The organism is Komagataeibacter europaeus (assembly GCF_002173515.1).
Classification (GTDB): Bacteria; Pseudomonadota; Alphaproteobacteria; order Acetobacterales; family Acetobacteraceae; genus Komagataeibacter; species Komagataeibacter europaeus.
The window spans coordinates 1-26,815 of record NZ_CP021469.1 but is presented as its reverse complement, the minus strand read 5'-3'; the positions used below and the strand labels follow the sequence as shown (position 1 = coordinate 26,815).

20 protein-coding genes and 1 pseudogene are annotated in these 26,815 nt (G+C 61.2%); 6 read left to right on the top strand and 15 right to left on the bottom strand.

Features of this window, described 5'->3' with window-relative positions; genetic code table 11:
- Positions 1-233: 233 nt before the first annotated feature.
- Positions 234-1,205: a site-specific integrase gene (locus S101446_RS17420; protein WP_087609085.1), complete on the bottom strand. Its 972-nt coding sequence runs from the start codon at positions 1,203-1,205 to the stop codon at positions 234-236.
- Positions 1,206-1,442: 237 nt separating this feature from the next.
- Between S101446_RS17420 and S101446_RS17415 the strand changes: the two genes are divergently transcribed.
- The gene (locus tag S101446_RS17415) at positions 1,443-2,636 is read left to right on the top strand and encodes a Fic family protein (protein ID WP_087609084.1); all 1,194 of its coding nucleotides are present in this window, start codon (positions 1,443-1,445) and stop codon (positions 2,634-2,636) included.
- 257 nt (positions 2,637-2,893) lie between these two features.
- Here S101446_RS17415 and S101446_RS17410 read toward each other — a convergent pair whose 3' ends face one another.
- Positions 2,894-3,514 carry an NIPSNAP family protein gene (locus S101446_RS17410; RefSeq protein ID WP_039733240.1) on the bottom strand — a complete coding sequence of 207 codons (621 nt, stop codon included), beginning with the start codon at positions 3,512-3,514 and terminating at the stop codon, positions 2,894-2,896.
- Positions 3,511-3,855 (bottom strand): YciI family protein, encoded by a 345-nt coding sequence (locus S101446_RS17405; RefSeq protein WP_171789708.1) that lies wholly within the window; start codon positions 3,853-3,855, stop codon positions 3,511-3,513. The genes S101446_RS17410 and S101446_RS17405 overlap by 4 nt, the downstream gene beginning before the upstream one ends.
- Before the next feature lie 116 nt (positions 3,856-3,971).
- Between S101446_RS17405 and S101446_RS17400 the strand changes: the two genes are divergently transcribed.
- Positions 3,972-4,868 carry a LysR family transcriptional regulator gene (locus S101446_RS17400; protein WP_082084838.1) on the top strand — a complete coding sequence of 299 codons (897 nt, stop codon included), beginning with the start codon at positions 3,972-3,974 and terminating at the stop codon, positions 4,866-4,868.
- A 175-nt stretch (positions 4,869-5,043) separates the two neighbouring features.
- Here the strand turns inward: S101446_RS17400 and fghA are convergent, their stop codons facing one another.
- The 8 genes and pseudogenes from fghA to S101446_RS17365 form a co-directional block, all read right to left on the bottom strand.
- Positions 5,044-5,871: an S-formylglutathione hydrolase gene (gene fghA, locus S101446_RS17395; RefSeq protein WP_087609083.1), complete on the bottom strand. Its 828-nt coding sequence runs from the start codon at positions 5,869-5,871 to the stop codon at positions 5,044-5,046.
- A gap of 24 nt (positions 5,872-5,895) precedes the next feature.
- Entirely contained in the window at positions 5,896-6,297 is a 402-nt protein-coding gene (locus S101446_RS17390; protein WP_039733238.1) for a VOC family protein, read from the bottom strand.
- A 59-nt stretch (positions 6,298-6,356) separates the two neighbouring features.
- A pseudogene (locus S101446_RS17385) lies at positions 6,357-7,465 on the bottom strand (S-(hydroxymethyl)glutathione dehydrogenase/class III alcohol dehydrogenase).
- A 168-nt stretch (positions 7,466-7,633) separates the two neighbouring features.
- A complete protein-coding gene (gene frmR / locus S101446_RS17380; RefSeq protein ID WP_025829448.1) occupies positions 7,634-7,909 on the bottom strand; it encodes a formaldehyde-responsive transcriptional repressor FrmR in 276 nt (91 codons plus the stop codon).
- A 542-nt stretch (positions 7,910-8,451) separates the two neighbouring features.
- On the bottom strand, positions 8,452-9,075 hold the full coding sequence (locus S101446_RS17915; RefSeq protein ID WP_146220231.1) for a carboxypeptidase regulatory-like domain-containing protein: 624 nt from the start codon (positions 9,073-9,075) through the stop codon (positions 8,452-8,454).
- Positions 9,062-18,004 (bottom strand): beta strand repeat-containing protein, encoded by an 8,943-nt coding sequence (locus tag S101446_RS17375; RefSeq protein WP_087609082.1) that lies wholly within the window; start codon positions 18,002-18,004, stop codon positions 9,062-9,064. The genes S101446_RS17915 and S101446_RS17375 overlap by 14 nt, the downstream gene beginning before the upstream one ends.
- The gene (locus S101446_RS17370; RefSeq protein WP_087609081.1) at positions 18,001-19,737 is read right to left on the bottom strand and encodes a ShlB/FhaC/HecB family hemolysin secretion/activation protein; all 1,737 of its coding nucleotides are present in this window, start codon (positions 19,735-19,737) and stop codon (positions 18,001-18,003) included. Before S101446_RS17370 ends, S101446_RS17375 begins: the two co-directional genes overlap by 4 nt.
- A gap of 29 nt (positions 19,738-19,766) precedes the next feature.
- Positions 19,767-20,414, bottom strand: coding sequence for an invasion associated locus B family protein (locus S101446_RS17365; RefSeq protein WP_087609080.1), 648 nt, complete (start codon positions 20,412-20,414; stop codon positions 19,767-19,769).
- A 388-nt stretch (positions 20,415-20,802) separates the two neighbouring features.
- Between S101446_RS17365 and S101446_RS17360 the strand changes: the two genes are divergently transcribed.
- From S101446_RS17360 to S101446_RS17345, 4 genes are all read left to right on the top strand, one after another.
- Positions 20,803-21,048 (top strand): type II toxin-antitoxin system Phd/YefM family antitoxin, encoded by a 246-nt coding sequence (locus S101446_RS17360; RefSeq protein ID WP_087609099.1) that lies wholly within the window; start codon positions 20,803-20,805, stop codon positions 21,046-21,048.
- Entirely contained in the window at positions 21,045-21,431 is a 387-nt protein-coding gene (locus S101446_RS17355; RefSeq protein WP_087609079.1) for a type II toxin-antitoxin system VapC family toxin, read from the top strand. The genes S101446_RS17360 and S101446_RS17355 overlap by 4 nt, the downstream gene beginning before the upstream one ends.
- Positions 21,432-21,774: 343 nt before the next feature.
- Positions 21,775-22,053: a hypothetical protein gene (locus tag S101446_RS17350; RefSeq protein ID WP_087609078.1), complete on the top strand. Its 279-nt coding sequence runs from the start codon at positions 21,775-21,777 to the stop codon at positions 22,051-22,053.
- On the top strand, positions 22,044-22,451 hold the full coding sequence (locus S101446_RS17345) for an RrF2 family transcriptional regulator (protein ID WP_087609077.1): 408 nt from the start codon (positions 22,044-22,046) through the stop codon (positions 22,449-22,451). The genes S101446_RS17350 and S101446_RS17345 overlap by 10 nt, the downstream gene beginning before the upstream one ends.
- An 8-nt stretch (positions 22,452-22,459) precedes the next feature.
- Here the strand turns inward: S101446_RS17345 and S101446_RS17340 are convergent, their stop codons facing one another.
- From S101446_RS17340 to traA, 4 genes are read right to left on the bottom strand one after another with little or no spacing between them, the layout of a single operon-like run.
- Positions 22,460-23,128 (bottom strand): DUF6118 family protein, encoded by a 669-nt coding sequence (locus S101446_RS17340; protein WP_087609076.1) that lies wholly within the window; start codon positions 23,126-23,128, stop codon positions 22,460-22,462.
- A 12-nt stretch (positions 23,129-23,140) separates the two neighbouring features.
- The gene (locus tag S101446_RS17335) at positions 23,141-23,410 is read right to left on the bottom strand and encodes a Txe/YoeB family addiction module toxin (RefSeq protein WP_087609075.1); all 270 of its coding nucleotides are present in this window, start codon (positions 23,408-23,410) and stop codon (positions 23,141-23,143) included.
- Positions 23,407-23,682, bottom strand: a complete 276-nt coding sequence (locus S101446_RS17330; RefSeq protein WP_087609074.1) for a type II toxin-antitoxin system Phd/YefM family antitoxin — start codon at positions 23,680-23,682, stop codon at positions 23,407-23,409. Before S101446_RS17330 ends, S101446_RS17335 begins: the two co-directional genes overlap by 4 nt.
- Before the next feature lie 52 nt (positions 23,683-23,734).
- Positions 23,735-26,809 (bottom strand): Ti-type conjugative transfer relaxase TraA, encoded by a 3,075-nt coding sequence (gene traA / locus S101446_RS17325; protein ID WP_087609098.1) that lies wholly within the window; start codon positions 26,807-26,809, stop codon positions 23,735-23,737.
- Positions 26,810-26,815 lie beyond the last annotated feature (6 nt).

The following is a 26,815-nucleotide window of genomic DNA, read 5'->3' as shown; positions in this document are numbered from 1 at the left end:
GACGGGCCCGCCTGGAACGGGTAGTAGCTATGGAAGCCTCATTATTGTCGTTCTGGGCTACGCCGGGAGAGAATAAAGGGGACATACTGACCATGGGAAATAATTTTCAGAATTACGAAAAGTTCAGAAAACAGACCAACCACAAATTTTGCCAGAATGCACGGAAGATCTGGACGTGGTCGATCAGGAAATGGACGGACCTGGACCGGCACAGCCTCTACCTAAAATGACAGTCAAAGAAACGTCTCTCCTGCATGATCTGTAAAGAGTCCGGCCTCGCGGACATAGGCTGCGAGGACATCGGTGGAGCGGTGGCGGGAGACGTCCTTGAGCCGGAAGAGACTGGCCCCGGCCCGCGCGCCTGAGGTGAGGAAGCCTGCGCGCAGGGAATGCCCCCCGAAGCGGGCCGGGTCGTAGCCTGCGGCCTGGGCAGCGCGCTGGACCACGCGGGCCACGGTGCGGTCGCTGATCGGGCCTGCGCTGGCCTGACCGCGCACCACGTCACGGAATACGGCTCCGTCCGTAATTCCGGCCGCCTCCAGCCAGGCCTCGAGCAGGGCGACGGGCCGGATGCGGCGTCCTTCGGGAATGGCGATGCACACGCCCCGCCCCTCGGGATCGGTCTTGGTTGCCCCGAAGCGCACGGTCATGCCCTCTGGGGTGCGGTCGAGCTGGTCGCAGCGCAGCCCGGCCAGTTCCGAGCGGCGGAAGGCCCCGGCCATGCCGAAGGCCAGCAGCGCCCGGTCACGGATGGCCTTCAGGTTTGTCGCCGGCAGGGCGGCCAGCATGGCCTGCAGCACCCGGTCATCGGCAGCCTGCTTGCGGCGCGGGGCGGTGCCGGCCTGACGACGGATGCCGGCGATCACTTCGGCCAGCACGCCCGCCTGTGGCTGGGCCTGGGGCGGCACGCAGCCGGCCTGACGATGGGCAAAGGCGATGGCCGCCAGCAGGCGGCCGATCGATGACGGGCGCAGGCCACGCGCGGCCTCATGGGCAAGGAACAGTGCCACCAGCCGGGGATCGGCGGGCAGCGCGCCCTGGTCCCGGGCGTGGCACCAGGCGGTGAAGGCGGCCCAGTCGCGCCGGTAGGCCAGGCGGGTGGCGGGCGCCCGGCTGGCGCGGGCATAGGCGCGGGCCTGGGCCAGCGGCGCGGCCAGGGAAGTGTCCCTGCCGGCCGGGCCAATCCCGTTAGGATCGATAATCACGATAGGGCGGTTTCCTGCGGCTTTCGGGCTCGCCAGAGCCTAGCGCAGACCTGTCCGGTAATCCATATTACCGGACAGGATTAGGCCTGGAGGGATTTTCATCCACGTCACCTGTGGCTGCACGCACAACGTGGCAGAACCTTGCGCAAGGGCCTACTTCTGGCTAACATGATTAAGGTTTTAACAAAAACCTTAATCATGTTAGGAAAATCCGGTCTCAGGAAAAGGTTGGCCAGGATGAAGCGTGAGGATCTGGCCGGCGGGATCCGGGAATGTCTGCAGCGGCTACCCGCCCCCTATGCCCAGCATTACGGGGTCGTGCCCCCGTCGCCGCCTGAAGCGGGCGTTATGCTGGGCGATGCCGCCGCCCGCCATGGGCAGGCTTTGTCCGCCCTGGGTGAAATCGCCGCCCTCGCCCGTACCCTGCCTGATCCGTACCTGATCAGCCGCGTCCTGAGCCGTCAGGAAGCCCTCAGCAGTTCTGCCATGGAAGGCACGCACAGCACCCTCAATGAGCTGCTGGTGGTCGATGAAGACGACCAGGACGCTTCCCATGCCACACGGCAGGTCCGCGACTATGCGCGCGCCCTGGAGCAGTTCCTGCCACAGGCCTGCAGCGAAGGCCCGGCCCTCTTCCGCCTGCCCACCGTGCTGACGCTCCATCAGGCGGTCATGCAGCATGACCCGGCCTATCGCAGGACACCGGGCACCCTGCGCCGGGACGTGGTCTGGATCGGCGGGACAGGGCATATCGCCTATTCGACCTATAACCCGCCTCCTCCCGACCAGGTGGCAGCCTGTCTGGAGGCCTCCCTGAACTACATGCAGGCCGACGGGATGCAGCAGATGACCCAGTCCCTCATCACCCGGCTGGCCATCGCCCATGCCCATTTCGAGGCCGTGCATCCGTTCAGCGATGGCAATGGCCGGGTTGGCCGCCTGCTACTTCCGCTGATGATGGCCGCTGACGGCCAGGTCCCCCTGTATCTTTCCCCCTATATCGAGGCCCACAGACAGGACTATTACGCGGCGCTCAAACGTGCCCAGCAGCGGCTCGACTGGCCGCCCCTGATCGGGTTCCTGTCAGACGCCATCATCCGGACCGTTACCGAAGTGCAGGTCACCCGGCAGGCAACCCAGGCCCTGAAGGCCACATGGCGGCAGCGCCGGGCTTTCCGCAAGGGCTCGGCCGCGCTGCGCGCGCTGGACCTGCTGACCGATTATCCCGTCCTGACGGCCAGTCGCCTTGGCCATCTGCTGGACATCACGCCCCCGGCCGCCCAGACGGCCCTTGCCCAGCTCTGCCAGGTCGGGATCCTGACCGAACGTACCGGCTATGCCCGCAACCGGATCTATGCTGCCGAAGAGGTGCTCACGATCCTCAATCGCCCCTTCGGGGAAGAACCGGCACTGCCAGACCCATCATCATAAAAGGGCCTCGCTGCACAATATCCGTTTTGACAGCTTCAATAGAAATGGCTGGAAGTCTGTCCCATTCAGGCTTCCCGACAAAAACCGACATATAGCCCTTATTCTTGCATAGCTTTGCTCTGTCTCAATATGACTATAGTCTGTTTGATATGGATCTAATTCGAATGGGAAAAATGGGGGGGTAACAGAATGTCGGTTATCAAGCGACAAGGCTGGCAAAGCAGTCATTCATGGGAACATTTGTGAGCTTTTCGTCGTCACCGTAATGGCGAGAAAGTTTCCGGTAAGCAAAGGCAGGACTGGGCATGAATAATTTGCTCAGGCCCTCCTTTTGGCGGCCAAAGTCCGTCCACGTAATGTTGCTGACGCAGAATATTGCGTTGTTCAAAGCTGTCGAAGGCCCAGATATGGCAGATGCGTGACGCACCATCCAGCGCGAACATGTTGGTGATCAGGTGGCGGGTATAGGCTTGTGCAGGCTTCAGAGCACTCTGCCACGCTTTCAGGGTCGGTTCCAACCCTCCAGCTTTTAAACTGTAAGTTCGGATTTCATAGAGTCCACCACATTCACCAAACTCCGGGGGTTTAAGAAACGGAAAGCCTTCAAACGCCTCAGCTTCTATTAAAACGTCGTTCATCTTGATACCGAAGGGCGTTCTGGACTCCAGTGTTCTGTGCCGCGCCTTAAGCAAGGCATCCTGACAGGAAAAGGAACGCAGCAGGAGTAGCGTTCCAAGTTCACCGATCTCCGTTCGCCATACCCCTGTGAGGCTTCCCGCAACAGGATTCAGGGTATCCGAGAACCGTGCTTTCAGGAGACGGGAGAGGGCTGGCACTCCCAAAACATCCGTCCGAAAGCGAATCATTTCATAGATCATGAGTGTTCTTCGGATGGGAATAGAGATTGCAGTTCCACGGGCGGTTTGCCGGTCGATAGGTTGGACAGGCAACCGAACAGCGGATCCCACTCTTCAATTCGAAGATCACAGATCAAACCTTCCGGCGAGAACGGATCCCGAGCCACCATCGCTTCAATCTCCTGCCGATTGGCACCTTTCATGATCAGAAAACCTGACCGCAATGGGGTGCCTTTCAGCGGACCAGAAGCCAGAAGACTACCTTCCTGAATGAGGCGCTTGAGATACAGCACATGCGCCACGACATGCTGCCCCCACCCGTCGCCGTCCGGATGATCCATTCGCACAAGATAAATAGGCATTCTAAAGAGCTCCATCGGAGAAGATGCTTGCCGATCAATCAGCAGGCTCAACATATTCCTCTTTTTTAAGAGATAAATTGTCGATAGAAGATGTCAGTCACAACTGAGGATGATGAATGCTTGATCGTTTGACCAGTATGAAGGTTTTCATCAAGGTTGTGGAACTGGGGTCTTTTGCCGCGGCCGCTCAGCGTCTGACCTTATCGCCGCAGATGGTGGCCAAACATATAGAGGCTCTGGAGCGTCATCTTGGCACGCGCCTGCTCCATCGGACGACACGTCGTCAGAGCCTCACAGAAATAGGGAGTCTTTACTGCGAGCAATGTCATCTCGTCCTGAAGGCTGTCGAGCGTGCTGATAATCTTGCCGCCAACACGCTGGGCGAACCACGTGGTACACTTGCTGTCAGCGTACCAGTTACCTTCGGGCGGACCATGTTCCCCATGTTTCTACATAATTTTCGGAAGAAATTCCCGAAGGTACGATTACAAGTATCCCTTACGGATCAACTGGTTCATCCGACGCTGGATGGCCATGAAGCTGTCATTCGTATTGGCGAGCCAGATCCCGATCTTACGGTCGTCAGTCGCCCTCTGGCCTCATATTCCCTCACGGTCTGCGCAGCGCCTGCCTATCTCGAAAAATTTGGCGCTCCGGACAGTCCTGAGGAACTCGCCCGGCATCAGTGTCTTGTCTACGAAAACTCTGCAAATTCTGTACGAACAGCATGGCACTTTATACGAAAGACCTGCACACGATCTGTCATGGTTTCTGGCACTGTGACGTCCAACGACTGGGGCTTTCTATTGGCCCTCACCTTGTCAGGAGAGGGCATAGTATTGGGTTCTGAACAGGCCTTGAAGCCCGAACTTGATTCTGGCCGCCTTGTCCGCATTCTATCCCAGTGGAGAGTTCCTGGTCGCCCGATGCATCTGCTTTACAATGCCGGCCCTGCTATGACCCCAAAACTGCGGAGTTTCGTTATCGAAGTTCAAAACGCCTTTCCGCCATGACATCTGAGATATCCTACGATGCTCCGGCGCGTCGAAAGGTCCATGCTCTTCGACGGTACGCTCAAGCCCACACGGCAAGCTGCCAGCTGATTTCACAGTTTGAAAGATGCCCCTAACAGATTTCATCTCCACTCAAAGCCAGAAAATTCCGGATCCCAAAAGACAGACAATCTATTCATCGTAGTTTACTCACGAAATATCTGAGATGATCTGCAATAAAACTGGCTACAAAATAATAGCTGTGATCGTAATCAGGACGAAGATTCAGGATGAGTTCCTGCCCTGCATTCTGTGCGGCTTCCTGGAACAGTTCTGGCCTGAGCTGTTCTTTCAGAAACTGGTCCGCCAGACCCTGATCTATCAGAACAGGCAGTCTTTCCTTCGCTGTCCGCACAAGTTCAAGCGGGTCATAGGCTGCCCAACTGGCACGATCCGGCCCCAGATAAGCACTGAATGCTTTTTCACCCCATGGTACCTGCGTTGGTGCCACAATGGGTGAAAAGGCTGACACAGAACGATAGCGGCCAGGATTACGCAGCGCGATCATGATGGCGCCAAATCCACCCATCGAATGTCCCGCAATGCCTCGCTGCTGCGTAACCGGAAAGCTCGCCTCAATCAGCGCAGGAAGTTCCGTGACGACGTAATCATACATCCGATAATGCACAGCCCACGGCTCCTGCGTCGCATTGAGGTAAAATCCGGCACCCTGTCCAAGATCGTACGCATCGTCATCAGCCACACCCACGCCCCGTGGACTGGTATCCGACGCGACAATGGCGACGCCCAGTTCTGCGGCCACGCGTTGCGCGCCAGCCTTGCCAATGAAATTCTGCTCCGTACATGTCAGACCGGAGAGCCAGTAAAGAACGGGAACCTTTTCAGTTTTTGCCTGCGGCGGCAGGTAGATCGCGAAGTTTGCTTCCACACCCAACGACACGGACTTGTGTCGCCAGACTTCCTGCACGCCCCCAAAAGAGGCGTGTGTTTCCTTGCGTTCCATGGCTCTCACTGCCTTTTGCGCATGTCAGTTACCGTCCGTGAAGGTATAAGTGCAGATCTTGTTCCCTGCCGGATCCCGGAGATAGGCAGCGTAAGCGCCCGGTAAGTGGCTTCGCGGACCGGGTGCGCCTTCATCGGCTCCCCCATTGGCAAGACCTGCGGCATGAAAAGCCTCCACTTCGGCGGGTGTCGCTGCTGCAAAACCGATGGTGACACCGTTGCTTGAGGGCGCTTCACCGTTGCCTGGACGTGCAATGATGAAGGCTGGCTTTTCGCGGCCATACAGAATCCACCCATGCCCGAACGGCCCCAGGTTTTTTATGCCCAGAGCCGCAAGCGCGGCGTCATAGAATTTCGCGGATACCGCAGTATCCACTGCCCCAAGAAAAACATGAGAGAAAACACCGTCACCGGAAATAACTGCCATGATCGTTCTCCTGTAATTTCCAACCATTGGAAATGATGTTGCGCGGTGAGACGCAGACCTTAGAAATGAATGACGGAACGGATGGATTTTCCTTCATGCATCAGATCGAAGGCCGTATTGATGTCTTCGAGCGGCATGGTGTGGGTTACGAAAGGCGCAAGTTCGATATCGCCACGCATGGCATCTTCGACCATGCCGGGAAGCTGGCTGCGTCCCTTGACCCCACCGAAAGCCGAGCCGCGCCACGAACGCCCCGTCACAAGCTGGAAGGGACGGGTCGAAATTTCCTGACCGGCCCCTGCCACCCCGATGACGATCGACTGCCCCCACCCACGATGCGCGGCTTCTAACGCCGCGCGCATGACGTTGACGTTTCCGATACATTCAAATGTATGATCAATACCCCAGCCGGTCATTTCCACAAGAACCTGCTGAATCGGTTTGTCATAATCCTTGGGGTTGAGGAATTCCGTGGCGCCGAATGCTTTGGCAAGTTCAAACTTTTCCGGGTTGGTATCAATAGCGAAAATCCGGCCAGCCTTTGCCTGTCGCGCTCCCTGAATGACCGCGAGACCGATCCCGCCCAGACCGAAGACGGCAACCGTATCTCCCGGCTGCACCTTGGCCGTGTTGTGTACCGCACCAATCCCTGTGGTGACGCCACATCCCAACAGACAGACATGCTCTGGATTGGATGCGGGATTGATTTTTGCCAGAGAAACCTCGGCGACAACCGTGTATTCGCTGAACGTCGAACACCCCATGTAATGATGGATCGGCTGACCTTTGTAGGAGAAGCGTGTCGTGCCATCCGGCATCACGCCTTTACCCTGTGTGGCGCGCACTGAAATGCAGAGATTGGTTTTTCCCGACTTACAGAACAGACATTCACCGCATTCCGCCGTGTAAAGCGGAATGACATGGTCGCCGGGGGCAACGCTGGTGACCCCTTCTCCGACCTCGATGACAATTCCCGCGCCTTCGTGACCCAAAACGGCTGGGAACAGTCCCTCGGGATCATCCCCTGACAGGGTAAACGCATCAGTGTGGCACACACCCGTATGCGTGATCTGCACGAGCACCTCACCAGCACGAGGAGGCGCTACATCGATCTCGACAATCTCAAGGGCTTACCCGCCTCGAAAGCAACTGCGGCCCGTGATTTCATGATTTTTTCTCCAAATAACCTATCAGCCAGCATCGAGGGCATTACCGGAGATAGGATCGAACGAGTGACACCACATTCTCGATCGGGGCTTACCCGCCTCGAAAGCAACTGCGGCCCGTGATTTCATGATTTTTTCTCCAAATAACCTATCAGCCAGCATCGAGGGCATTACCGGAGATAGGATCGAACGAGTGACACCACATTCTCGATCGAACCACTGGCAGCATCACGATCACCGGCACACTCAACAAATTCTTCCCGCAGGTGGCTTTCGAGAACACCGGCCATTAATCCGTTGATCGCTCCCCGGATAGCCGCCACCTGTTGCAGCACCGGACCGCAATCAGTTCCCTTCTCCAAAGCCTGTTCCAGCGCATCAAGTTGCCCGCGAATACGGCGCACGCGGGTCAGAACGCGCTTTTTCTCAGCCGGTGTGTGCGGCACGAACGCTTACTCCCGAATATACTACCCTTGAGTATCCTTTTCATACTATGGGGCAGTATGTAAGGGATATAAGGAACGTGCTTGTCATATGATCCGATCACAATTCCGTATTGCTGAAATTTTCACCATAACGTCCATGGGTTGCCTGTCTGTGTCTTGGGATCATTCAATAGGTGCAATCAGTGAGATCCAGACAATCTCTGCAACGAGGCTTTGAAGCGCTGATGTCCGCTATTTGGCAAACAACCTTGTGGTCCAAACGACCGAGATGAGGCGTAAGCTGCCATCCTACTTTTGATAAATGCCATTATCAGAGGTAGCAATGCGCGACGGATTTCTACGTCAAACCTGCCGATCAAAGAAATGGTCCATACACTACAAAGAGGACACTTCCGGTAGAGCTGCTCCTTCTTTCACATCAAACGCCCAAACACGAAATTCCTGACAGGTCCGTTTTACGCCACTCGGGAGGACCTTACTCCATCGCCATGTAACTTACATACCTCGGTCTCCGCCAATCCCGGTGCGATTCAATTCATAAATCAAGGCGTACATTGATTTTTATTCAATACCCCAAACCAAGAAACGAATGGAACTGTCTGCCCATCAATGGTTGTTATTTTTTGCACGGTAACTGCCACAGCATTGTCTTCTTTGGTTGCATTATATCCAGCCACTATATACCAGTTTCCTGCAGGAAGATTATTAAAATTAAAATGCCCTCTCGATGGGCAAGTATTAGGGCCATCTGCAGGGCACGAAATATGAGGAATAAATGGCATAACCGAAGATTCAACCCATCGGGGATCATTCAATGTATGATAGCTATGCAACAAGTAGTAATGTTTCATTTTTTCTGAAAGATTATACATATAATCATTTTCGGGAAGAAGGTCTATTGTAAAATTTCGAGAAGGGTTATCGTGATATGAACTTTCTATTGGATAAGAATCATATGTTCCATTAGGAACTTGATAGTTATGATATTTTTCAAAATATCCTCCACTAACACATCCTTTAATAGAAGCACTCCCTTTTTTCTTTGCCCATGATACTTCATTTATATTTAATGGTATTTTTGGTGGCGTAGGCTGCACACAACCAAAAAGAAGAAGCGACGAAGATATTGCAAAAAACAATCCTTTAACATTGTTATTTTTTGTCATTTTCTATCCTTTCTTGATCTGTCAAATTTTTATTGCTTGGCATTGCCTTTACCGCATTTGACTCGTTGTACGCAGCCTTGACCGACTTTTCGAAACTATTCGTTAGGGACAAAATCTCGCCCGCTTCATTCGTATCAAAATCATTACTGATCGCATGGTTTGCAGTTGATGGATCACGGGACACGACACCTGACGTAGATCCGGAATTAATTGTGATATTTGACCCAATAGAAGAGAGGCTGTTCGATGAAGTCATACCAATTACTGGTGCCGCAAATCCGCTTACATTAGCTCCTCCATCAAAAGTTTTTCTTTTTGTATTTTCTATTCCTTGATCCGGTCCTGTATTCCCTCCACTCCCCAGATTACCGTATGAGATACTGGCAGATGCGCCGGCATATTCTGATTTATTCTGTTCATCATTCGCCGTCAGGCTACCCGTTGTAACCATGTTGCCGGATGCCGCCGTGCTTTCCATGACGCCGGCATTGAGGGTCGTGCTGCTGGCAACATCGACATCAAGGCCGCCCTGACCTGCATAAAGCCCGGAAAGGCCACTGGCTTCCGTCGAGGCGTAAGTGTCAGACAGAACCCCTGCCGAGGCATTGACCGAAAAACCCATCTCCCCGCCCGTGCCATAGACGGGAACGGCAAAGCTGAAGCCTGCGCTCTCATTCGTGCTGAGATAGCTTGCCGTATTCTGTGCCGAGGTAATATTCAGGTTACCCGCCGCCACATCTACGGAACCACCGGATACCCTGGCCCCGTCCAGCGTGGTCGTCCCCGCCCCATTATCGATGCTCACATTCTGCGCACCCGTGACCGTCGTATCTACCTGTGTCGTGCTTTGTGAATTCGTGTGGGAATGGGAGGCACTGAGTTGCCCCGTAACACTGACCCCCCACTGCAGATTGGCGTTCAGCGAGGCCGTCGCGCCGACAAAAGCGGACAGGGCCGTCTGGCTGGTAGTCGTATGCGTGGTGTCCTGTCCCGACTGGAGCTGGATATTGCCCGGCGCCGCCAGCGTGACACTCTCACCTGACAGGCTCGCGGCCGTGGCGATGATATCCCCGGCATTGCTGTCTGTCGCAGGCTGCGCCCCGGTCGCAGTCATGGTCAGTCCATCGCCAGCTTCTGCTTCAGCTCCCTTTGCCGTGGTCGAAATAGTTTCGGATGTCTTGCTGTCATGCTCGAATCCGACTTCCGCCTGTACTCCTACCAATTCTATGTTGGATTTCGTTACGTCTGATGTTGTCGCGGCCAGCTTGGTATCCACGAGCGTGGCCACAGTCTTCCCGATACTGACGCCGCTCTCCGCAGTTGACAGGGCATCCAGTGACTGGGTCGCCATGTCCTTGTCGCTGGCAGTCTGGGCCGCCGACAGGGCCAGATTGGCGGCCTGTCCGACAAGGGAGGTATCCGACAGTCCGACCTGCACGCCAATGAACTTGAAATCGCTGGTCTGCTTCGTGCTGGATACATCAGACAGTGCGTTGAGCAGGACAGAGGATCCGGTTACGTTCAGATCCTTCGCGGCAACAAGATCAGAAGCGTTGATGACTACTGGGCCGCCGCCGGTAGCAGACAGGGTGCCCCCAGTCGCCACAATCATGCTCGGAGTCCAGGTCGTGCTGCTGTCACTGACGCTTTCTTTGGAAGATCCGAACCCAACCCTAGCCTTGGCACCGTCAGTATCAAAATAAAATCCTTTACTTTCCTTATCGTAATATGACTGCGCCGTGCTCTGGAGCGCATTCTCCGTAAGACTGCCACCTGCCTGAAGCGTGACATTGCCGCCGCCTGCGACAGTGCCCGCCACGGACATGTCCTTGCCCGAGACCATGGTGACATTGCCATTGGCCGCCACCGTGCTGCCGACCTGGTCGGTGGAACTCTCGCTCGAGGTCGTGGTGGTCCTGTTCAGGAAGCCGTGCTCGACGGTGCGGGTATAGGAGGACTGGCTGTCGGTGACCGCGTTGAGGTTCACGTTGCCCGTCGCCATCAGCGTGGCCGACTTCCCGGCCGCGACCGTGGCGCCCGCCAGGGTGAGGTCGCCGCCGAGGGCGGCCGCCGTCAGGTTCCCGCCCGTGCTGACCGACGCCCCAAAATTCTCCGTCTCGGCCGCGCGGTGGCTGTAATCATGCTGCTCGATGTCCTGCGACGCGCTCGCCGCAACCGAACCCAGCGTGATCCCCTGCCCTGCCACAAGCGTGGTATCGCCCAGCGCGCTGAGCGACCCGCCATCAAACGTGATGTCCTTCGCCGCATGGATCTGCGCATCGCCCCCCGAGGTGATGGTGCCCTGCGCGCCCAGTGACTGCGCCTTCCCGCCATCGACCATGAAGGTATTGAGCTGGTCCTCGTTGACGACCGAGCCGTTCAGCGCCGCCAGCGCCACGCTGCCGCCCGACAGCGTCCCGCCGGCATTGACGATATCCCCGCTGGTCGCGGTCAGCGACAGCGCGTTGCTGGCGTTGATCGTGCCGGTATTGTTGATGCTCGAGCCGGTCAGCGACACGTTGGTCGCCGAGATCTCCGCCCCGTCCGTAAGCGTCGCCTGGCCTGGGGCCAGATACAGCTTCGGCGCCAGCACACTGCGCCCGTCCACCGTCTCGGGCACATACCAGACAATGTTCTGCGTCAGCGCCGCCTGCTGGCTGGCCGTCAGCGCTGCGCCAAAGGTCAGGTCAAGCGCATTGGATTCCGAGACCGCGTTGTTGAGCAGCAGTTCCATCTGCTCGTTGGCCGTCTCGTAGCTGCTGCCAAGGAAGGTCTGGCCCGTCGACGCCACGATCTGCTGCTGGATGAACTCCGTATCGAAATACGAATCCCCCAGGAACTCGTAATCCGCCGTGTTGTCGCCCAGCCGGTTGACCAGGTATTGCGAGCCATAGAAGCCGCTGAAGGTCGCGTATTTCGGGTTGGTCTCGATCAGGTAATGCGCGCTGGGGTCCGGATCGGCGATGAACAGCGCGCTGCCGCCCGGAATGGCCGAGATCACCGTCGGGATGGTCGGGTCGCTGCTGGTGGCAAATCCCGGCAGCGTCATCGCGGCTTCCTGGGCCGTCGCCGACGCCTTCACCTGCGCGGTCTCGACCCCCTGATAGGCCAGGGTGCCGCCCGTGGTGGCGGGCGCCGCCGCACTGCTCCGCGTGCCGGCCGCCCCCGCGACCCCGGTGCTGACATCCGCCAGGGCCGCCGTCGCCCCGCCGTTCAGCGCGGCGTCAGCCGCAACCCCGGACGCAGACGAAGCGGCAGCCACCGGAGACAGGCCGCCCGGCGTCTCGCCGGTATAGCTGGTATATTCACTGGAACTCGCGTTGGCGATTTCCGTCTGGTTGTTGATCGTGCCCGTGAAGGTGCCCGTGATATTGTCTTTTGCAACGATGGTGCCGGTCGGGCCGTAATAGGTCTCGCTCGAACCCCATTTTTCCTTGGGCTGCGGAGCGGCCGTCCAGTAATGGCCGACCGTAATGAGGCCAAACTTCTTCTTGTGCCTTACGGCCGACGTCGACCCGCCCTTGAAGGCCGGGTCGGACTGACTGGTCCAGCTACAGCCGTAGAAGGCCTTGCAGGTTACATAGAAAGCATGCTGGACGGCGTAGCCGATATTGTCGAGGCTGCCCCCGCTGAGATTGATGTCGCGCCCCGCCGCGATATGGCTGGCATCGTTGATGATGCCACCTGTGGTTGTAATATCCACATCACGCCCGGCCGAGATCAGGGAGGCGGCGTTGTTGAGCGTGGCACGACCACCATCTTCCTGCACATAGATCGTGCCGCCCTGGGAATGACCGACAAGCTGGCCCGTGCCCTGTGCGCCGGTCACGGTATCCAGCAGGCCTGCCGGCACGGGAATATCGACATTGCTGCCGCCCGCGTAACTATGGCTCCACAGGACGGCATTGGCGACGACCGTCACCCCGCCCAGGACATCATTGGTGACCGTGCCAGCGTTGATCAGGACATCCCCGCTGGCGCTGTCAGCCACGATCTCGCCGGAGCGGTTGAACACGGCGGTGGCCGCCCCGCTGGCGCCATTGCCGATCCCGATCGACCCGTTATCCGAAAGGATGGCCCCAAGCTGGTTGGTCAGGGTGCCGGGCAGGTCCAGGGCCACACCGGCCACACCATCAATGAGGCCGGTATTGGTGATCGCCCCGCCCGAGGAGACGTCCAGGACGCCGCCTTCGGCCATCAGGGCGCCGTTATTGGTGACCGATGCCGCCGTGATGGTGACGTTGCCCCCGGCCAGCACGCCGCCACCGGCCTCGGCCGTGTAGTCGCCCCCGACCCGCAGCAGCGTGTCGCCCCCGGACTGGAACAGCATGCCACTGTCGAGGTCCCCCGTGAGCGTCACGGCCAGCGTGTTCCCTGCGACCAGCTGCGCAGCACCACCGAGCGAGGTCGTATCAAGCGATAGATTGCCCGCCGCCTGCACCACGCCGTCCGTATCGCTGAACCCGGTCATCGCGCTGCCGCCAGCATTTGCAAGCGACAGGGTATTCTGGCCGGAGCGTTCGATCACGCTGCCGCCGTCATTGTCCAGCCCGTTCGCCACCAGGGTCAGGTTGCCCCATGACTGCAGCGTGCCGCCCGCGTTATTGATGCTGGCGGCCGCCTGCGTGCCGCCGGCGGAGAGCAGCAGGCTGCCATCGGCCGCGTTGACCAGGCCGCCCGACCCGTTGGTCAGGCTGTCGGCAACCAGCGTGATATCCTGGCCCGCCTGCAGCGCGCCACCGTCATTGGCAAGCTGCGCCATCGCGCCGCCGCCTGCATTGCGGACATCCAGCGTGCCGCCGGTGCTGACGATCCGGCCGGCGCTGGTGTTATCGAGCGCCGCCGCCGCCAGCGCGACATTGCCCGCGCCCTGGATCGCACCGCCTTCATTGCCCACTGCGCCGGTCGTGGTGACGCTCACGGCGCCCGCACCCGAGATGACCGCGCCGGATGTGTTGGTCAGGCTGGCCCCCGAAAGGGCGACCGCGCCATTGCCCCCGATCCGTCCATCGGTATCGTCGATCGCGCCGCCACTCTTCAGGGTCACGCCCTGCGTGCCGTAGACCAGGCCGGAATTCGACACGGAGCCGGACAGGGTCGCGTTCATCTGGTCGGACGCCACCAGCGTCCCGGTATTGGCAAGGGAGGCCGCGTTGAGGTCCACCAGGCCAGCCAGCGCACCGATCTCGCCGCTATTGGTCACGCCCTGCGCCGCAAGGGTGACATCGCCCTGCGAGACGAGCGTGCCGCCATTGGCCAGGGCCACCTGCGTCGTGACGTCGAGGGTGGCGCCACGGCCTTCGGCCTCGATCCGCCCGGCATTGGACAGGCCATCACCGCTGCCCGTTCCGGTCAGGACGAGGGAGAGCACGCCGTTTTCGGTCGCCATCAACCCGCTGGAAGCGGTCGTCAGGCCAGCGGCCGTAAGGCCCAGCCCCTGCCCGCCCACCAGCGTGCCCGCAACAGCCATGTCGCCCGCCGCCACCACGGACAGGCCCTGACCGGCACTCATGACGCCCGTGGCATCATCGGACCAGGTCCCCGTCACCAGCGACAGGTTCCCGGCCGCCTTGACCGCGCCACCGGCGTTCGAGAAAGCCAGGGCGGATGCGGGCGCGCTGTCGGCATCCAGCGCGATGTTGCCATCGAGTGCGAGGATGCGGCCATTGTCATTGCCGATCGTGCCGGCCGCGATCGAGACACTCCCGGCCGCCTGGATGATGCCGCCCGACGTGTTGTCCAGTGTCGCCATCAATGTGGCGGGAGACCCTGCGGAGAGCGTGACGTTGCCGCCCACGCTGACCAGGGTGCCGGCAGTGTTGGCGAGGCTGGCCGCCGCAATGGTCAGGTTGCCACCCGCCTGCACCGCGCCGCCGCGGTTATCAAGGGCGGTCAGCGGCGTCGTGGCATCGCCATTGCGGATCCCGATGGCGCCTCCCGCGAGGATCGTGCCGGCTTCGTTATCGAGACCTGCGGTGGAAAGCGCGAGGCTGGTGCCGGCCTGGATCGTGCCATTGTCATTGGCGACCTGTGCCGCCGTCATGGCCAGCGCGCCCGCAGCCCCCGTGCCGATGGTCCCGCCCTGATTGGACGTTGTGCCCCCTGACCCAAGCGTCAGTCCGGTCGCGCCATACAGCGTGCCGGTATTGATCAGGTCATCCGTCGTGGACACGTCAAGCCCTGCCGCAGTTGCGATCAGGCCGCTATTGGTCAGGTCGGTCGCCACAAGCGCGCTACTTCCCCCGAGGGAAGCAATCTCACCGCCATTGAGCATGAGGCCGTCGGCGTCGACGCTCTGGTTCCCCTGCGAGATGATCGTACCCGTGTTGGCAAGCGACGTCGCATCAACCTTCAGGATACCGGCGGCATCCGCGTCCTCGATGGCGCCAGCGTTGGACAGGGCAGGCGATGCCGCATTCCCGTGGACGGCAATCGTCGTGTCACCGGCGAGGGCACCGATGGTGCCCTTCGCGCCATTGACCAGGCTGGCCGCCGAAAGGCTTAGCCCGTCACCCGCCGTAATCGCCCCTTCGTTATCGGCCGCCCCCGTGACCGACAGGTCAAGCGCGGTTCCTGCCTGAAGGGCAGCCGATGTGTCGCTGGCATACTGGCCGGTCGCAAGCGTCAGCGCGCCACCCGCCTGGACCGCGCCATCCGTATTGGTGAACAGTCCCTGCCCCGACCCGTTATCGGTGATGGCAACAGAACCGGTTTTCCCGACCAGGCCACCAGATGTATTGTCAACGCTCACCGCGCTGATCGTGAGGTCATTGCTGGCCTCGACCAGGCCCGATGCGTTCGTCAGGTGGTCAAGGGCCGCACCCGTCGCATCGCGGGCAAGGGTGACGGATGTCCCGCCCAGCACTGTCCCGCCGGTATTGTCGAGCGTGGTCGTCACGATGGACATGAGGGCGGCTGCCTGCAGCCAGCCGTTATTGTTGGCGACACTGGCGGCATCGATGTTCAGGCCACCATCCGTCGCGATGATTTTGCCCCCGGTATTGTCGAGGCTGGCGGCGGCAAGCTGCACCACGCCCGTATCACTGCCAAGCTGCCCGCCCCTGTTGGACAGGGCGCCACCCGCAGCAAGGCTCAGGCCGCCTGCCCCATATAACGTACCCGTATTGGTCACCGTACCCGCCGTGCGCACGCCAAGCGTGCCTGCGGCAAGGATGCTGTCACTGTTGGCCAGCGTGGCGGCGTCGATCGTCAGGCTGCCCGATGCCGACTGGGATTTTATCATCCCCGTATTGGCCAGGCCACCAGTCCCCGCCGCGTTGAGGGTGAGGTTGCCTGCGGTTGCAACCAGCAGGGCGGATGCTCCGTTGGCGATGTGGTCCGCCGTCACGGTCACGCCCGTGCCGCCACCCAGCGTGCCTTCGTTATCGACCGCCCCCGTGGCGGTGACGGCAAGGGCCTGCTGCGCCGTCAACGAAGCCGTGGTGTCGGATGTATAGCTGGCCAGTGCAGCAGTCAGGCTGCCCCCCGCCTGGATCGCCCCACCATTATTGGTGACGGCCTGCGCCGACAGCGTCATGTCACCCGACTGGTCGAGGATCTTCCCGCCCGTATTATCCAGCGCCCCCACGGCGGCAATCGAGGCCAGCCCGGTCGTGCTCGATATCTGGCCACCGGCATTGGACAGCGTGCTGCCGCTGGCGAGCGTCAGACCCGTCCGGGCTGCAATTGTGCCGGTATTGGCGAGCGACCCTGCCCGGGCGGACAGGGCGCCACCGGATGCGCCGATGCCGCCACTGTTATCGAGCGCACCGGTCGCGGCAAGCGACAGCGCGCCAGCCCCGGCCGTCACCGTCCCGCTATTGCCGATCGCAGCCGCCCGGGCAGCCAGGGTCGTACCGCCGCCAATGGTCCCGCTGTTATTCAGGGCGCTGCCTGCCGCCAGCTGCATCCCGCCACCTGACTGCAGCGTCCCGGCATTGCTGACCTGCCCGCCCACCTGCGCCTGCAGGTTGCCCGAGGCCGCCATGGAACCGTTGAGTACAAGGTCGCCGGCATCGGTCAGCGTCATGTCCCCGGCATTGGCCGCCATGGTGCCGTCAACCCGCACGCCGGCGCCGGCCTCATTGACCACCATGTAGATCCGGTTGGCATACATGCCGCCAAGGGCCGCCGTATCAATCGCGAATTCCGGGGCGGCCGTGCCGTCGGACGCCAGCGGATGGGCCGCGTTGGTGCCGTAATCGACCCGGTTGCGTCCGGCCACGATAGTGGCCGTCTGCGCATTGACCTGCGCCTTGAGCGTCACCGAGCGCGACAGGATGTCGAGCACCGGCACGGTGGTGAAGTCCCCGCCCTTCCCCTCGAAGGTGATGTTGCCGCCCCGGACGACGATATCCTTCAGGTTGCCGCTGGCATCCATCTCCGGCGTGCCGGTGGCAAGGGTCACATGGGCGGTGTTGATGAACCCGCATCCCGCACAGGTGATGCCGTTGGGGTTGGCCACCACCACCGAGGCCTGGTGCCCCGCCACTTCCGTATAGCCCAGCATCTGTGTCGGCAGGTTGCCGGTCACCTCGTTGAGGATCAGGCTGGCGGCATGGCCGTCAAGATTGGTGTTGCCATACACCACGCCCCCGATCTTCGTCTCGGTCGCCGTGGTGGCGTTGTTCAGGATCACGCCGCTTTCGGGCACGCCATACTGGATGAAGTCATTATGCGACACGCCCGCCGCGTTGGGGGTGGCGATATTGACCTGGTCGATGCCGTTCTGGGTCTTGTCCAGCGTCGGCTCGGGGCCGCCGGCATGGGGATCGACCACGATCTGCGGCTCCGCCTGCTGGGCGGATGCGGCGGACACGGTCGAGGCCAGGAACAGGGAGACGGCGGCAAAGACATGCACGCAGCGCTGAAGACGTGACGGACCCGGAATGATATCGGGTGCGGCAACCCTGCGGGGCGTCTTCATCATATCTTCGCTCCAACCTGAAACAGCGGGATCAGCCCTTCCGAGGGAAGCGGGCCGGTATACATGGAATGGGTCAGGGAGACGTTCCAGAAGAACGGCCCCGTGGTCTTGCGCAGCCCCAGGCCGCCGCCCGCCATCTCGCCACCCCGCAGCGCGGGCGGCGTGGAGGACGAGGCAAAGCCCGCGCGCACGACGCCGACATCAAGGGCGGCATAAAGCTGGGTGCCCTCGATGACGTGGCGGCAGATGAAGGCGAACTTCCCGCACTTCAGGCCCTTTGTGGGCAGCTGCCACGAGAAGTCGTTGCGCATGTAGCCGCCGTCATTGCCCAGCAGGACCTGCTCGAGGAAGCCGCGCACGGTATACGGTCCACCGGCCTGCAGTTCATTGGTGGGGAACTGGTCGCGCGTGCTGTATTCGCCGTGCAGCGTGGTGTGCCACAGCACGCCGCGCGTGAGCGATTTGTAACCGTCGATATCCAGCGAGGGCTTGAGGTAGGACGAGTGCGGGTCCTGCCAGCCGGGACGGGTGAAGTTCGACCACGTGCCCGCGCCATCCACCGCGACCTTGAGGCCGCCGGTGATGTACCACACCCCGCCCCAGCCCTTGAGCGATTCACTGACCTGCACGTTGACGAAGGCCTGCCGCGCCGTCTCGGTGTCGATCACCGTATGGTTGATCTCCGAGCCGAACGACTTGCGCTCGTAGCTGGCCTGGAAGGTGGTCACGCCGATGCGGTTGCGCAGCAGCACGCGCGAGATGCCAAGGCGCCAGTCACGACGGCTGCCGCCCAGGTGGTAGACATCGGTCAGGGCCAGCAGGGGATAGTCGTCCTGCGAGCGCCACCACGACCCGAACACGGTCCAGTAACCGAACGGGATCGACCCGTTGACCGACAGGTAGGACGTGCCCCGCTGCCCGGCATGGCCGACAAGCGAGTGGTCATATTCCACCGACCACAGGTCCAGCAGCCCCAGCGGGTTTTCCGCCGTGAGCATGGCATGGCCCGTCTCCTGCCCGGTAATCTGCTGGCCGTAATTGTCGAACCAGACCTGGCCGTGCAGCACGCCACGCTTTGGCGCGGTGACCACCACGGTGGACGCCCCTGCCCTGCCGCCGGGGGCGATGCGCATGCGCGCCCCCCAGTGGCTCAGCCGGTTCATGTCCTCGATCCCCTGTTCCAGGTCCCGCAGGTTGAGGATCTTCCCGTGCAGCCCGGGGAAGGCCATGACGGTCGCCAGCCGGGCCGGGCGGCCCTGTAACTGGACACCCGCCAGTTTCCCTTCGATCACCACGATCCGCAGGTGCCCGCTGGAAAGCTTCTGCTCGGGCAGGTAGGCCCGCGAAGTGATGAAACCCTGGCGGATATAGGCGGCATTGAGCGCGTTGATCAGTCCGTTGAGATCGCGCACCGACATGCAGGTGCCGACATGGGGACCGGTGATCGCATCGCTCACAGCGCGCGACAGGTGCTGCGCGCCTTCGACCGTGATGTCATGCACCGTAACACAGGTTTTTGATGCCTGTGGCAGGGCGGACGGCTTCTGGATCTGGATGTCGTTTGACGGTGGCGGCAGCGCGTCAAGCTGCTCCTGATGCTGCTCGAAGCGCTGGAACTGGTCCTGCGACGAGCCCGGCCCCGCCGGCATCACGCCGCCGGGCAGGCCCGGCACCTGGGCCAGCGCCGCACCGGGCATTGCCAGAACGGTCGAGGCGGCGAAAAACTGCCAGCGCATCTCGCGCGATCCGGACTATGCCGCCGGCTTCAGGCAGGCGCTTTCTGGCTGGACCAGGTCTCGATTGCGCCAAAGGCGTCGGAGAAATGGCTCATGTCATAATTGATCGTGACCGTGCCGCCGCCCTGCGCGGGCACGCGGCTGACGCGAATGTGGCCGGTCTTGCCCGCCTTCAGTGCCGTGATCATGGCGGGCGTCGCCTGCAGCGTCGACAGGCAGCCCGATGCGTTGCACACCAGATAGGGCAGGCTGACCGGCTTGCCGTTATCCATCGACAGGGTCGCAGGCTTCGTGAGGTCGAAGCCCAGCGGGGTCATGACGCTCAGCTCGTAGGGGCGCGCGGTAATCGCCACCTTGTCAGTCGCGGCCCGGGCGACGATCACCATGCCCAGCGGCACGGCCTTGCCCTGCTGCTGCATGCTCAGCTGCTGGGCCGCCACGCACAGCGAAGCCGCGCGTGTCGCGGGCGCATAGGTGCAGTTGGCCTGCCAGGCGCCAAAAGTCTGCTGCGTGGTGATCGGCGAAGGCTGGGCCGGGGCCTGCGGAGAAGCAGAAGCCCCTTTTGCAGGCGATGGCGCGGCAGACGGGGCCGGGACCGCTGCCGTTCCCGCAGCATGGGATACGCCCGTCAGGGAAGCAGAAAAAAGAAAAGCACAAGCAACGGCCCTGAACTGCATCAGTAACCCCCTGAACGGTCAGCCTGACCGGCGATCACCGGTCGGTCCTGTATTGAATGGAACGTCGCCCTGAAAACGACACATTTCGTCATTTATGAATACAGTTTGACATGTAGGGCGGCAACAGAAGAATTAATTCAACCTGCGGCTGAATAGCGGCATATTTTATACATTTTATGTAGGAATATCCTGATACAACCAACAAATATGCACTGTATTCGTCTATATAATACATAATGTATAACAGTTATTTATTTTTGATCTGAAATTTTCATTTTCCAAGACAGTCATTCTGGCAGTCAGACAGCAGCGCAGCTGCTCTCCGCTTTTTCTTGCCGATCTGCCCAAAACAAACTAAGTTTGTATGACCAAGTCAATGAGGGATGCCATGCGTGTCGTCAATATCCATGAAGCCAAGACCCACCTGTCCCGGCTGATCGATGCCGCCACAAAGGGTGAAAGCTTCATCATCGCCAGGGCCGGCAAGCCGGTTGTGCGGGTCAGCCCTGTCTGTGCCCCTGAAGAACAGCACAGGCAGCGTCTGGGCTTTCTGACTGGCAAAATCCAGGTCCCGGACGATTTTGATCATATGGGACACGAAGAGATCGGCGTGCTGTTCGACGGGCAGGCATGAGGCTTCTGCTCGATACCCACCTGCTCCTGTGGGCGGCCGGAAACCCGGGGAAACTCTCCACCGATGCCCGGACATTCATGGAAGACCCTCTGAACATCCTGATGTTTAGCGCCGCAAGCCTGTGGGAAGTCACGATCAAGGCCGGGCTTGGCCGGGCAGACTTCCAGGTTGATCCGCATCTGTTGCGTCGTGGCCTCATCGAGAACGGGTATGAAGACCTCCCCGTCACCAGCCAGCATGCCGTGGCAGTTGGACAGCTTCCCGATATTCATCGCGACCCTTTCGACCGTATCCTTATCGCCCAGGCCACGGTCGAAGGGCTCCTCCTCCTGACCCATGATCCACTCGTGCAGTCCTATCCAGGTCCCATCAGGGCCGTCTGAAAAAGAGCAGCAGCACTCCCTTCTCCTTTCCTGTGACCGCGACCAGGAGCCTGGGCGGGTGGTGCTGTCAGACAGCATGTGGTATTTTGAAAGAGGCGCGTAGAAACGCCTTTTCCAAAAGGGCGGCCTCCTTGTCGGGTGGCCTGCCCAATACAACACCCGGACTATGTCCAGCGGTGAACAGGGAGACCTGTCTGCCGTAGTGGAAATAGGCAGGGCGTGCTTTTGCCCTTTTGGAACACGTTTCTACCCGCCCGACGCCAGGGCGGGCAGGAGACGCATACCTGTCATTCCTCCTTCCCCGGCTGTCGTCACAGGACAGGCGTGAGAAAGGGGTGGATGCATGACGGTTACACAGAACAGGCCGACCCATGAAATCATGGATACGGACGCCATGATGGTGGCCTTCCTGCGCGAATACGGGCTGCCAGGCGCCAAGGAACGCGCGCGACACCATATTGGCCGGTGCGTCGAGGCTGGCCTTGAGGATGATGCCGCCTTCTGGATGCGCGTCAGCAACCAGCTCGAAACCCTGGCCTCTTCAGACTATGGTCCCGGGTCCCTTTGCACGCCTTCCGGACCGTTCAGCCCGACTCACGGGCGACCAGGCTCATGCGCCTGACCCTGCGTACGGAGCACGCCTTTCGCGTACTGATCCATCTGGCCCGCCACGGACACACACAAAACCGCATGACGATCCGGCACATCGCCGAGCGGCATAATATCTCCCACAACCATCTTATGAAGGTCGTCAACGACCTGTGCCATCATGGTCTCCTGGTGGGAACCCGGGGCAGGAATGGTGGCGTCAGCCTAGCCCGCTCCCCGAAAGACATCAATGTCGGGCATGTCATCCGCCTCATGGAAACCGAAGGTGAAGTCATGACCGGCTGTGCGCCGCTTCAGGGCAGACCCTGCATCCTGGCAGATGCCTGCCGTCTCCGTCACCTGACCAGACAGGCAACCGATGCTTTTATGGCCATCCTCGACGGCATGAGCGTGCATGATCTCCTGTCCTGACAGGACGCTTATGACCCATCCGGCCGGATGGTCAGGACACAGGGCTGGTCCATCTTCGTCTCGTTGGCCGTTTTCTGGCAGGCAGTGATCCGGTCCCGACTGGCGTCCACAAGTCGGTTGGCCCGGACCATATGCCGCAGGCTTTCGGGATTGTCGGCCTCCATCATCAACGCACCAGATTCCCACCGATCCTGTCCGCCTACGATGAACGAGGCCACGCGCGTCCCCAGTGATGACGGCAGGAGGTAGGTCAGGATAGGCGAGAACCCGATCCCGACAGCCAGACAGGCCAGCCCGACCTTCAGCACCCACCAATTCTGACGGTCCTGGGTGCGCGCCTGCCCGACAATGTCGGTCAGCTGCTGCCGCTCCACCTGAACCGCACGGATCGCGGTATGAAAGGCGGCCTGCATGTCCTGACAGACGGAAAGCCCTGCCTGTCGTACCCCCTGCCCATAGGCCTGCGGCGTCATCTTCAGCGTCGGACTGGCCTCGATCGCCTTCATACGCGCGCCCACGTCGTTCAGGGCCTTGACCAGCCTGGCCAGGTCCGGCGTGTAGTCTGGCGGCCGGCTGTCCCGCCATGCCTGGGGCAGCGCTTCCACGCTGCGCCGGAGCACCGTCATTTCGGCGCACAGATCCTCAAAGGCACGGGCTGCCGGATCCGTCTCGCTCATGACGCTTCTCCTTCAGTAATGAAACCGGCACTGGGCAACCTCGATCCGCTGATCCGCTCCCGCGCGGCCCTGAACCCGGTAGACCAGACGATGTTCCCCCGTAATCCGTCGGGACCACCACCCGGAAAGCTGTCCCTTCAGTGGTTCCGGCTTGCCCAGCCCCTGAAATGGATGCCGCCTTACATCCTCGATCAGGGCATTAACCTTCCCAAGAACAGCATGATCTGACTGGAACCAGGAAAGATAATCCTCCCAGCCATCTTCATGAAAAATGACCTTCACGCCGACGGCTCACCCTGCGGCTCCAGAAGATCACGCTCGGTCGCCACCCCGTGCTCGATGTCACGAATGCTCCGCAACAGCCTCTCCGCGTTGCGTGGGCTGCTCAGGAGATGCACGGTTTCCTGCCAGCCGGAGAATTCTTCTTCCGACATCAGCACGACACTGCCTTTCCCGGTCTTGCGAGTCACGACAATCGGCGCGCGGCTGTTCACGGCTTCGTCCAGATAATGCGCCAGGTTCTGGCGCAGGTCGGTATAGGAAACACAGGTCATGATCGATCCTCCATGACTACTATAACGTACAGTTTTCTGTACGTCTCCTGTTTTAGATCCCCATATCCATTCCCCGATCCTTGGAGCGCGACAGGGAGCGCGTGCGCTGCGGCTGCAATCCATGATCGAGCGTCGATCCCTTCTCGATTCCTAATTCACGCGTTTTCTGCCGCAGAAGAGATTCAAGCTGCGGATCCCGCTTCAGCTCCTTAAGCGCCACACTTTGCTGCTCGCGGCTCAGCCCGTCCCACGCCTTCACGAACCGCGCCGCCCGCAATTCCGGACTCTTCCGCACCTTGTCCTCGTGTTCCAGCCCCTCGACCAGCCTGCGTGCCCGTGCCGGCCCTTCCTGCCCGTACAGGGCCTGCCGGATCTCCGGCTCATGCTTCACGGCGGTTTCCAGAGCGATCACCGCCCCGGGCCTTAGCCGTTCGAGGGCCGTGCTGGCATCAAGCCATGCCTTCTTCTGGTGCTCCAGCACTGGCAGGTCCTGCTCCACCATGCGCCCGATGTCCCGCACCGACCGCGCATATTGCTCCACCACCTGGTGGAGCGGATCACCACCCCGCACAAACCCGGCCGGCACCTGCTCGCGCTGCACACGCGGCAACCGCAACCCGGCAAAGGGAGAGGCGGGAGCCTCACGCTCAGCACCACTTTCCCCCTTGCCGGACCCGGCATCCATCCCGGCCGACACGTCTTTTTCCGCCGTCCGGCCACGCCCCCGCACGGACAGGTCCAGCCCGTCGAACATCCCGCGTTTCTGCTGTGCCGGTGCCGGATCTGGCATAGGCACACCTTCAGCCAGCCTGTCCTGCCGGGGGCCAGAGGCGTCTTGTTCACGCTCCACCACGATCTCGCTCTCGGGAACAGACAGCCCGCGCCGCCGCGTAAACCCGGCATCCCGATCCCGGACATGCGGGTAATCCAGCGTGGTATCCTTCAGCCGCTCGCGCGACAGCCGCCGCACCAGCCCGTCCCGGTCGCCCACATCATCACGCCCCCAATGGACAGACACGCTCTCCCGATGCCGCGACAGCGCCACATAGGCCCCGTGCCGGTCCATGCTCCCCGTCGCCAGCACATGCGCCCGGTCCACCGTCACACCCTGCGATTTGTGGATGGTGGCCGCATAGCCATGATCCAGCGCGTCATAATCCGCCACCGACACGGACACGACCCGGCCAGTCCCGGTCCCACCCGGCCCATCGAGCTGCACCGACAGTGCCAGATCCCCGGCCTCGGCCGATCCCTCGATACCCCGCACCGTGCCCAGCGTGCCGTTCTTTACCCCCAGCTCCCGGTCATTGCGCAGGAAGTAGACCCGCTCCCCGTCCGCAAACACCCGCTCGCCCTGGGCGGTTGGCACCAGCACGTCGTCACCCAGCTCACCCGCCTCCCGCCGGATGGCGCGCGCCGCCTCGTTCAGCGCCCGCACATCGACACGCCGGTGCGCCAGCATGATCTGGCTGTCCTCTGGCGCGGCCTGCCGGGCTTCATCCCACCCGGCCACTACCCCGGCCCGCGCCTCTTCCAGCGTGTCATGACCGCGCACCAGGCCAGCCGCCTCATAGCGACCCAGCGCCTCACCCGTCCGCCCCGTCGCCAGCTCCTTCGTGGCCGCCTGCTGCCAGCCTTCACGCTGCCGGCGCACGGCGGTGATTTCCACCGACCCGACCCGCTCGGCCACCGCCCGGAACGCGCCACCAGCCTCGATCGCCTGCAACTGCTCGGGATCGCCCACCAGTACCACCTTGGCCCCGGCCCCGCGCGCGGCAGACAGCACCCGCTCCATCTGCCGTGACCCCACCATGCCGGCCTCGTCCACCACCAGCACGTCCCCGCGCTCCAGCAGGTCGAACCCACGCTCCCACGCCCGCTCCAGGGACGCCAGCGTCCGGCTCTCAATCCCAGACCCCGCTTCCAGCCCTTCCGCCGCGATCCCCGACAGCGCCGCCCCGCGCACCCGGTACCCGGCCTCTTCCCATGCCGCACGGGCCACACCCAGCATGGTGCTCTTCCCCGTCCCAGCATACCCGACCACCACGGACAGGTCGCGGGACTTCGTGACCTCGCCCACCGCCAGCGCCTGCTCCTCGCCAAGACCGGAATGCTGCATCGCTGCCCGACGCACCGCCAGCGGCACCGCATGCCCCTGAGACTGCCCCATCGCGAGCGACGCTTCTTCCAGACGCTGCTCGACCCCGATCATCGTGCGCGTGGAGAACCGCTCCCGCCCGTGCCCGTCTTTCCCGAGCGCGACCAGCTCCGGACATGCCTCCACCCGAACCATGACGGCCGTAAACTGTTCAGCGTCCACCGTCTGCCGGTCCACAAACCGCGCCATGTCCTGCCGGGTAAACGTGCTCTGCTGCCGGGTCAGCGCCTCCAGCGCCACATGCGGCTCGGCCAGCAACCTTTCCCCATTGCGTCGCGCGATCTCCAGATGATCAGCGACCCGTTCCGCATCCTCGCCCCGCTCTTCCCGGCGCATCCCAGCCGGACCAATCTTGTTCTGCGGCTCAAGGTCGATCCCCTGTGCCGCGAACGACCGATGATCGATCCGCACGTCCAGGTCCAGCTCGGCCAGCCGTTCATTGGCAAGTGACGCCCATCGCTCCCGCCATGTCAGCAGAAGTTCCTTGTCATTCCACGAGCGTTCTTTCGCACCAAACCCGTTCTCATCCACAGATCGCGTGGACAGCATCACATGGGCATGCGGCTTCGCCTGTCCGTCCTCACCAATATCCCAATGTACATTGAGATCGGCGACCATGCCGTGTTCCACGAACTGCTCACGCACGAAATCCCGTGCCAGCGCGATCCCCTGCACCTGGGTCATTTCGCGCGGGAGTGCAAACTCCACCTCGCGGGCAAGCTGGGCATCCTTGCGTTTCTCGATCGCCTCGACCTCATTCCATAGGGTCGCACGGTCGAGAAACCGCTCCGGCGCGCCATCGGGCAGCAGGATTTCCGAATGCACCACGCCGCTCTTGTTGGAAAAGTCATGGTCGCGATCCAGCCGCACGTCATGCAGGCGGGACGCCGCTCGATAGGCCGCCGCCGCCACGGCGCTCCGGCCGGTAGCGCGGCTGATGACCTTTGCATGCAGGTGATAGATCGCCATGAGCAC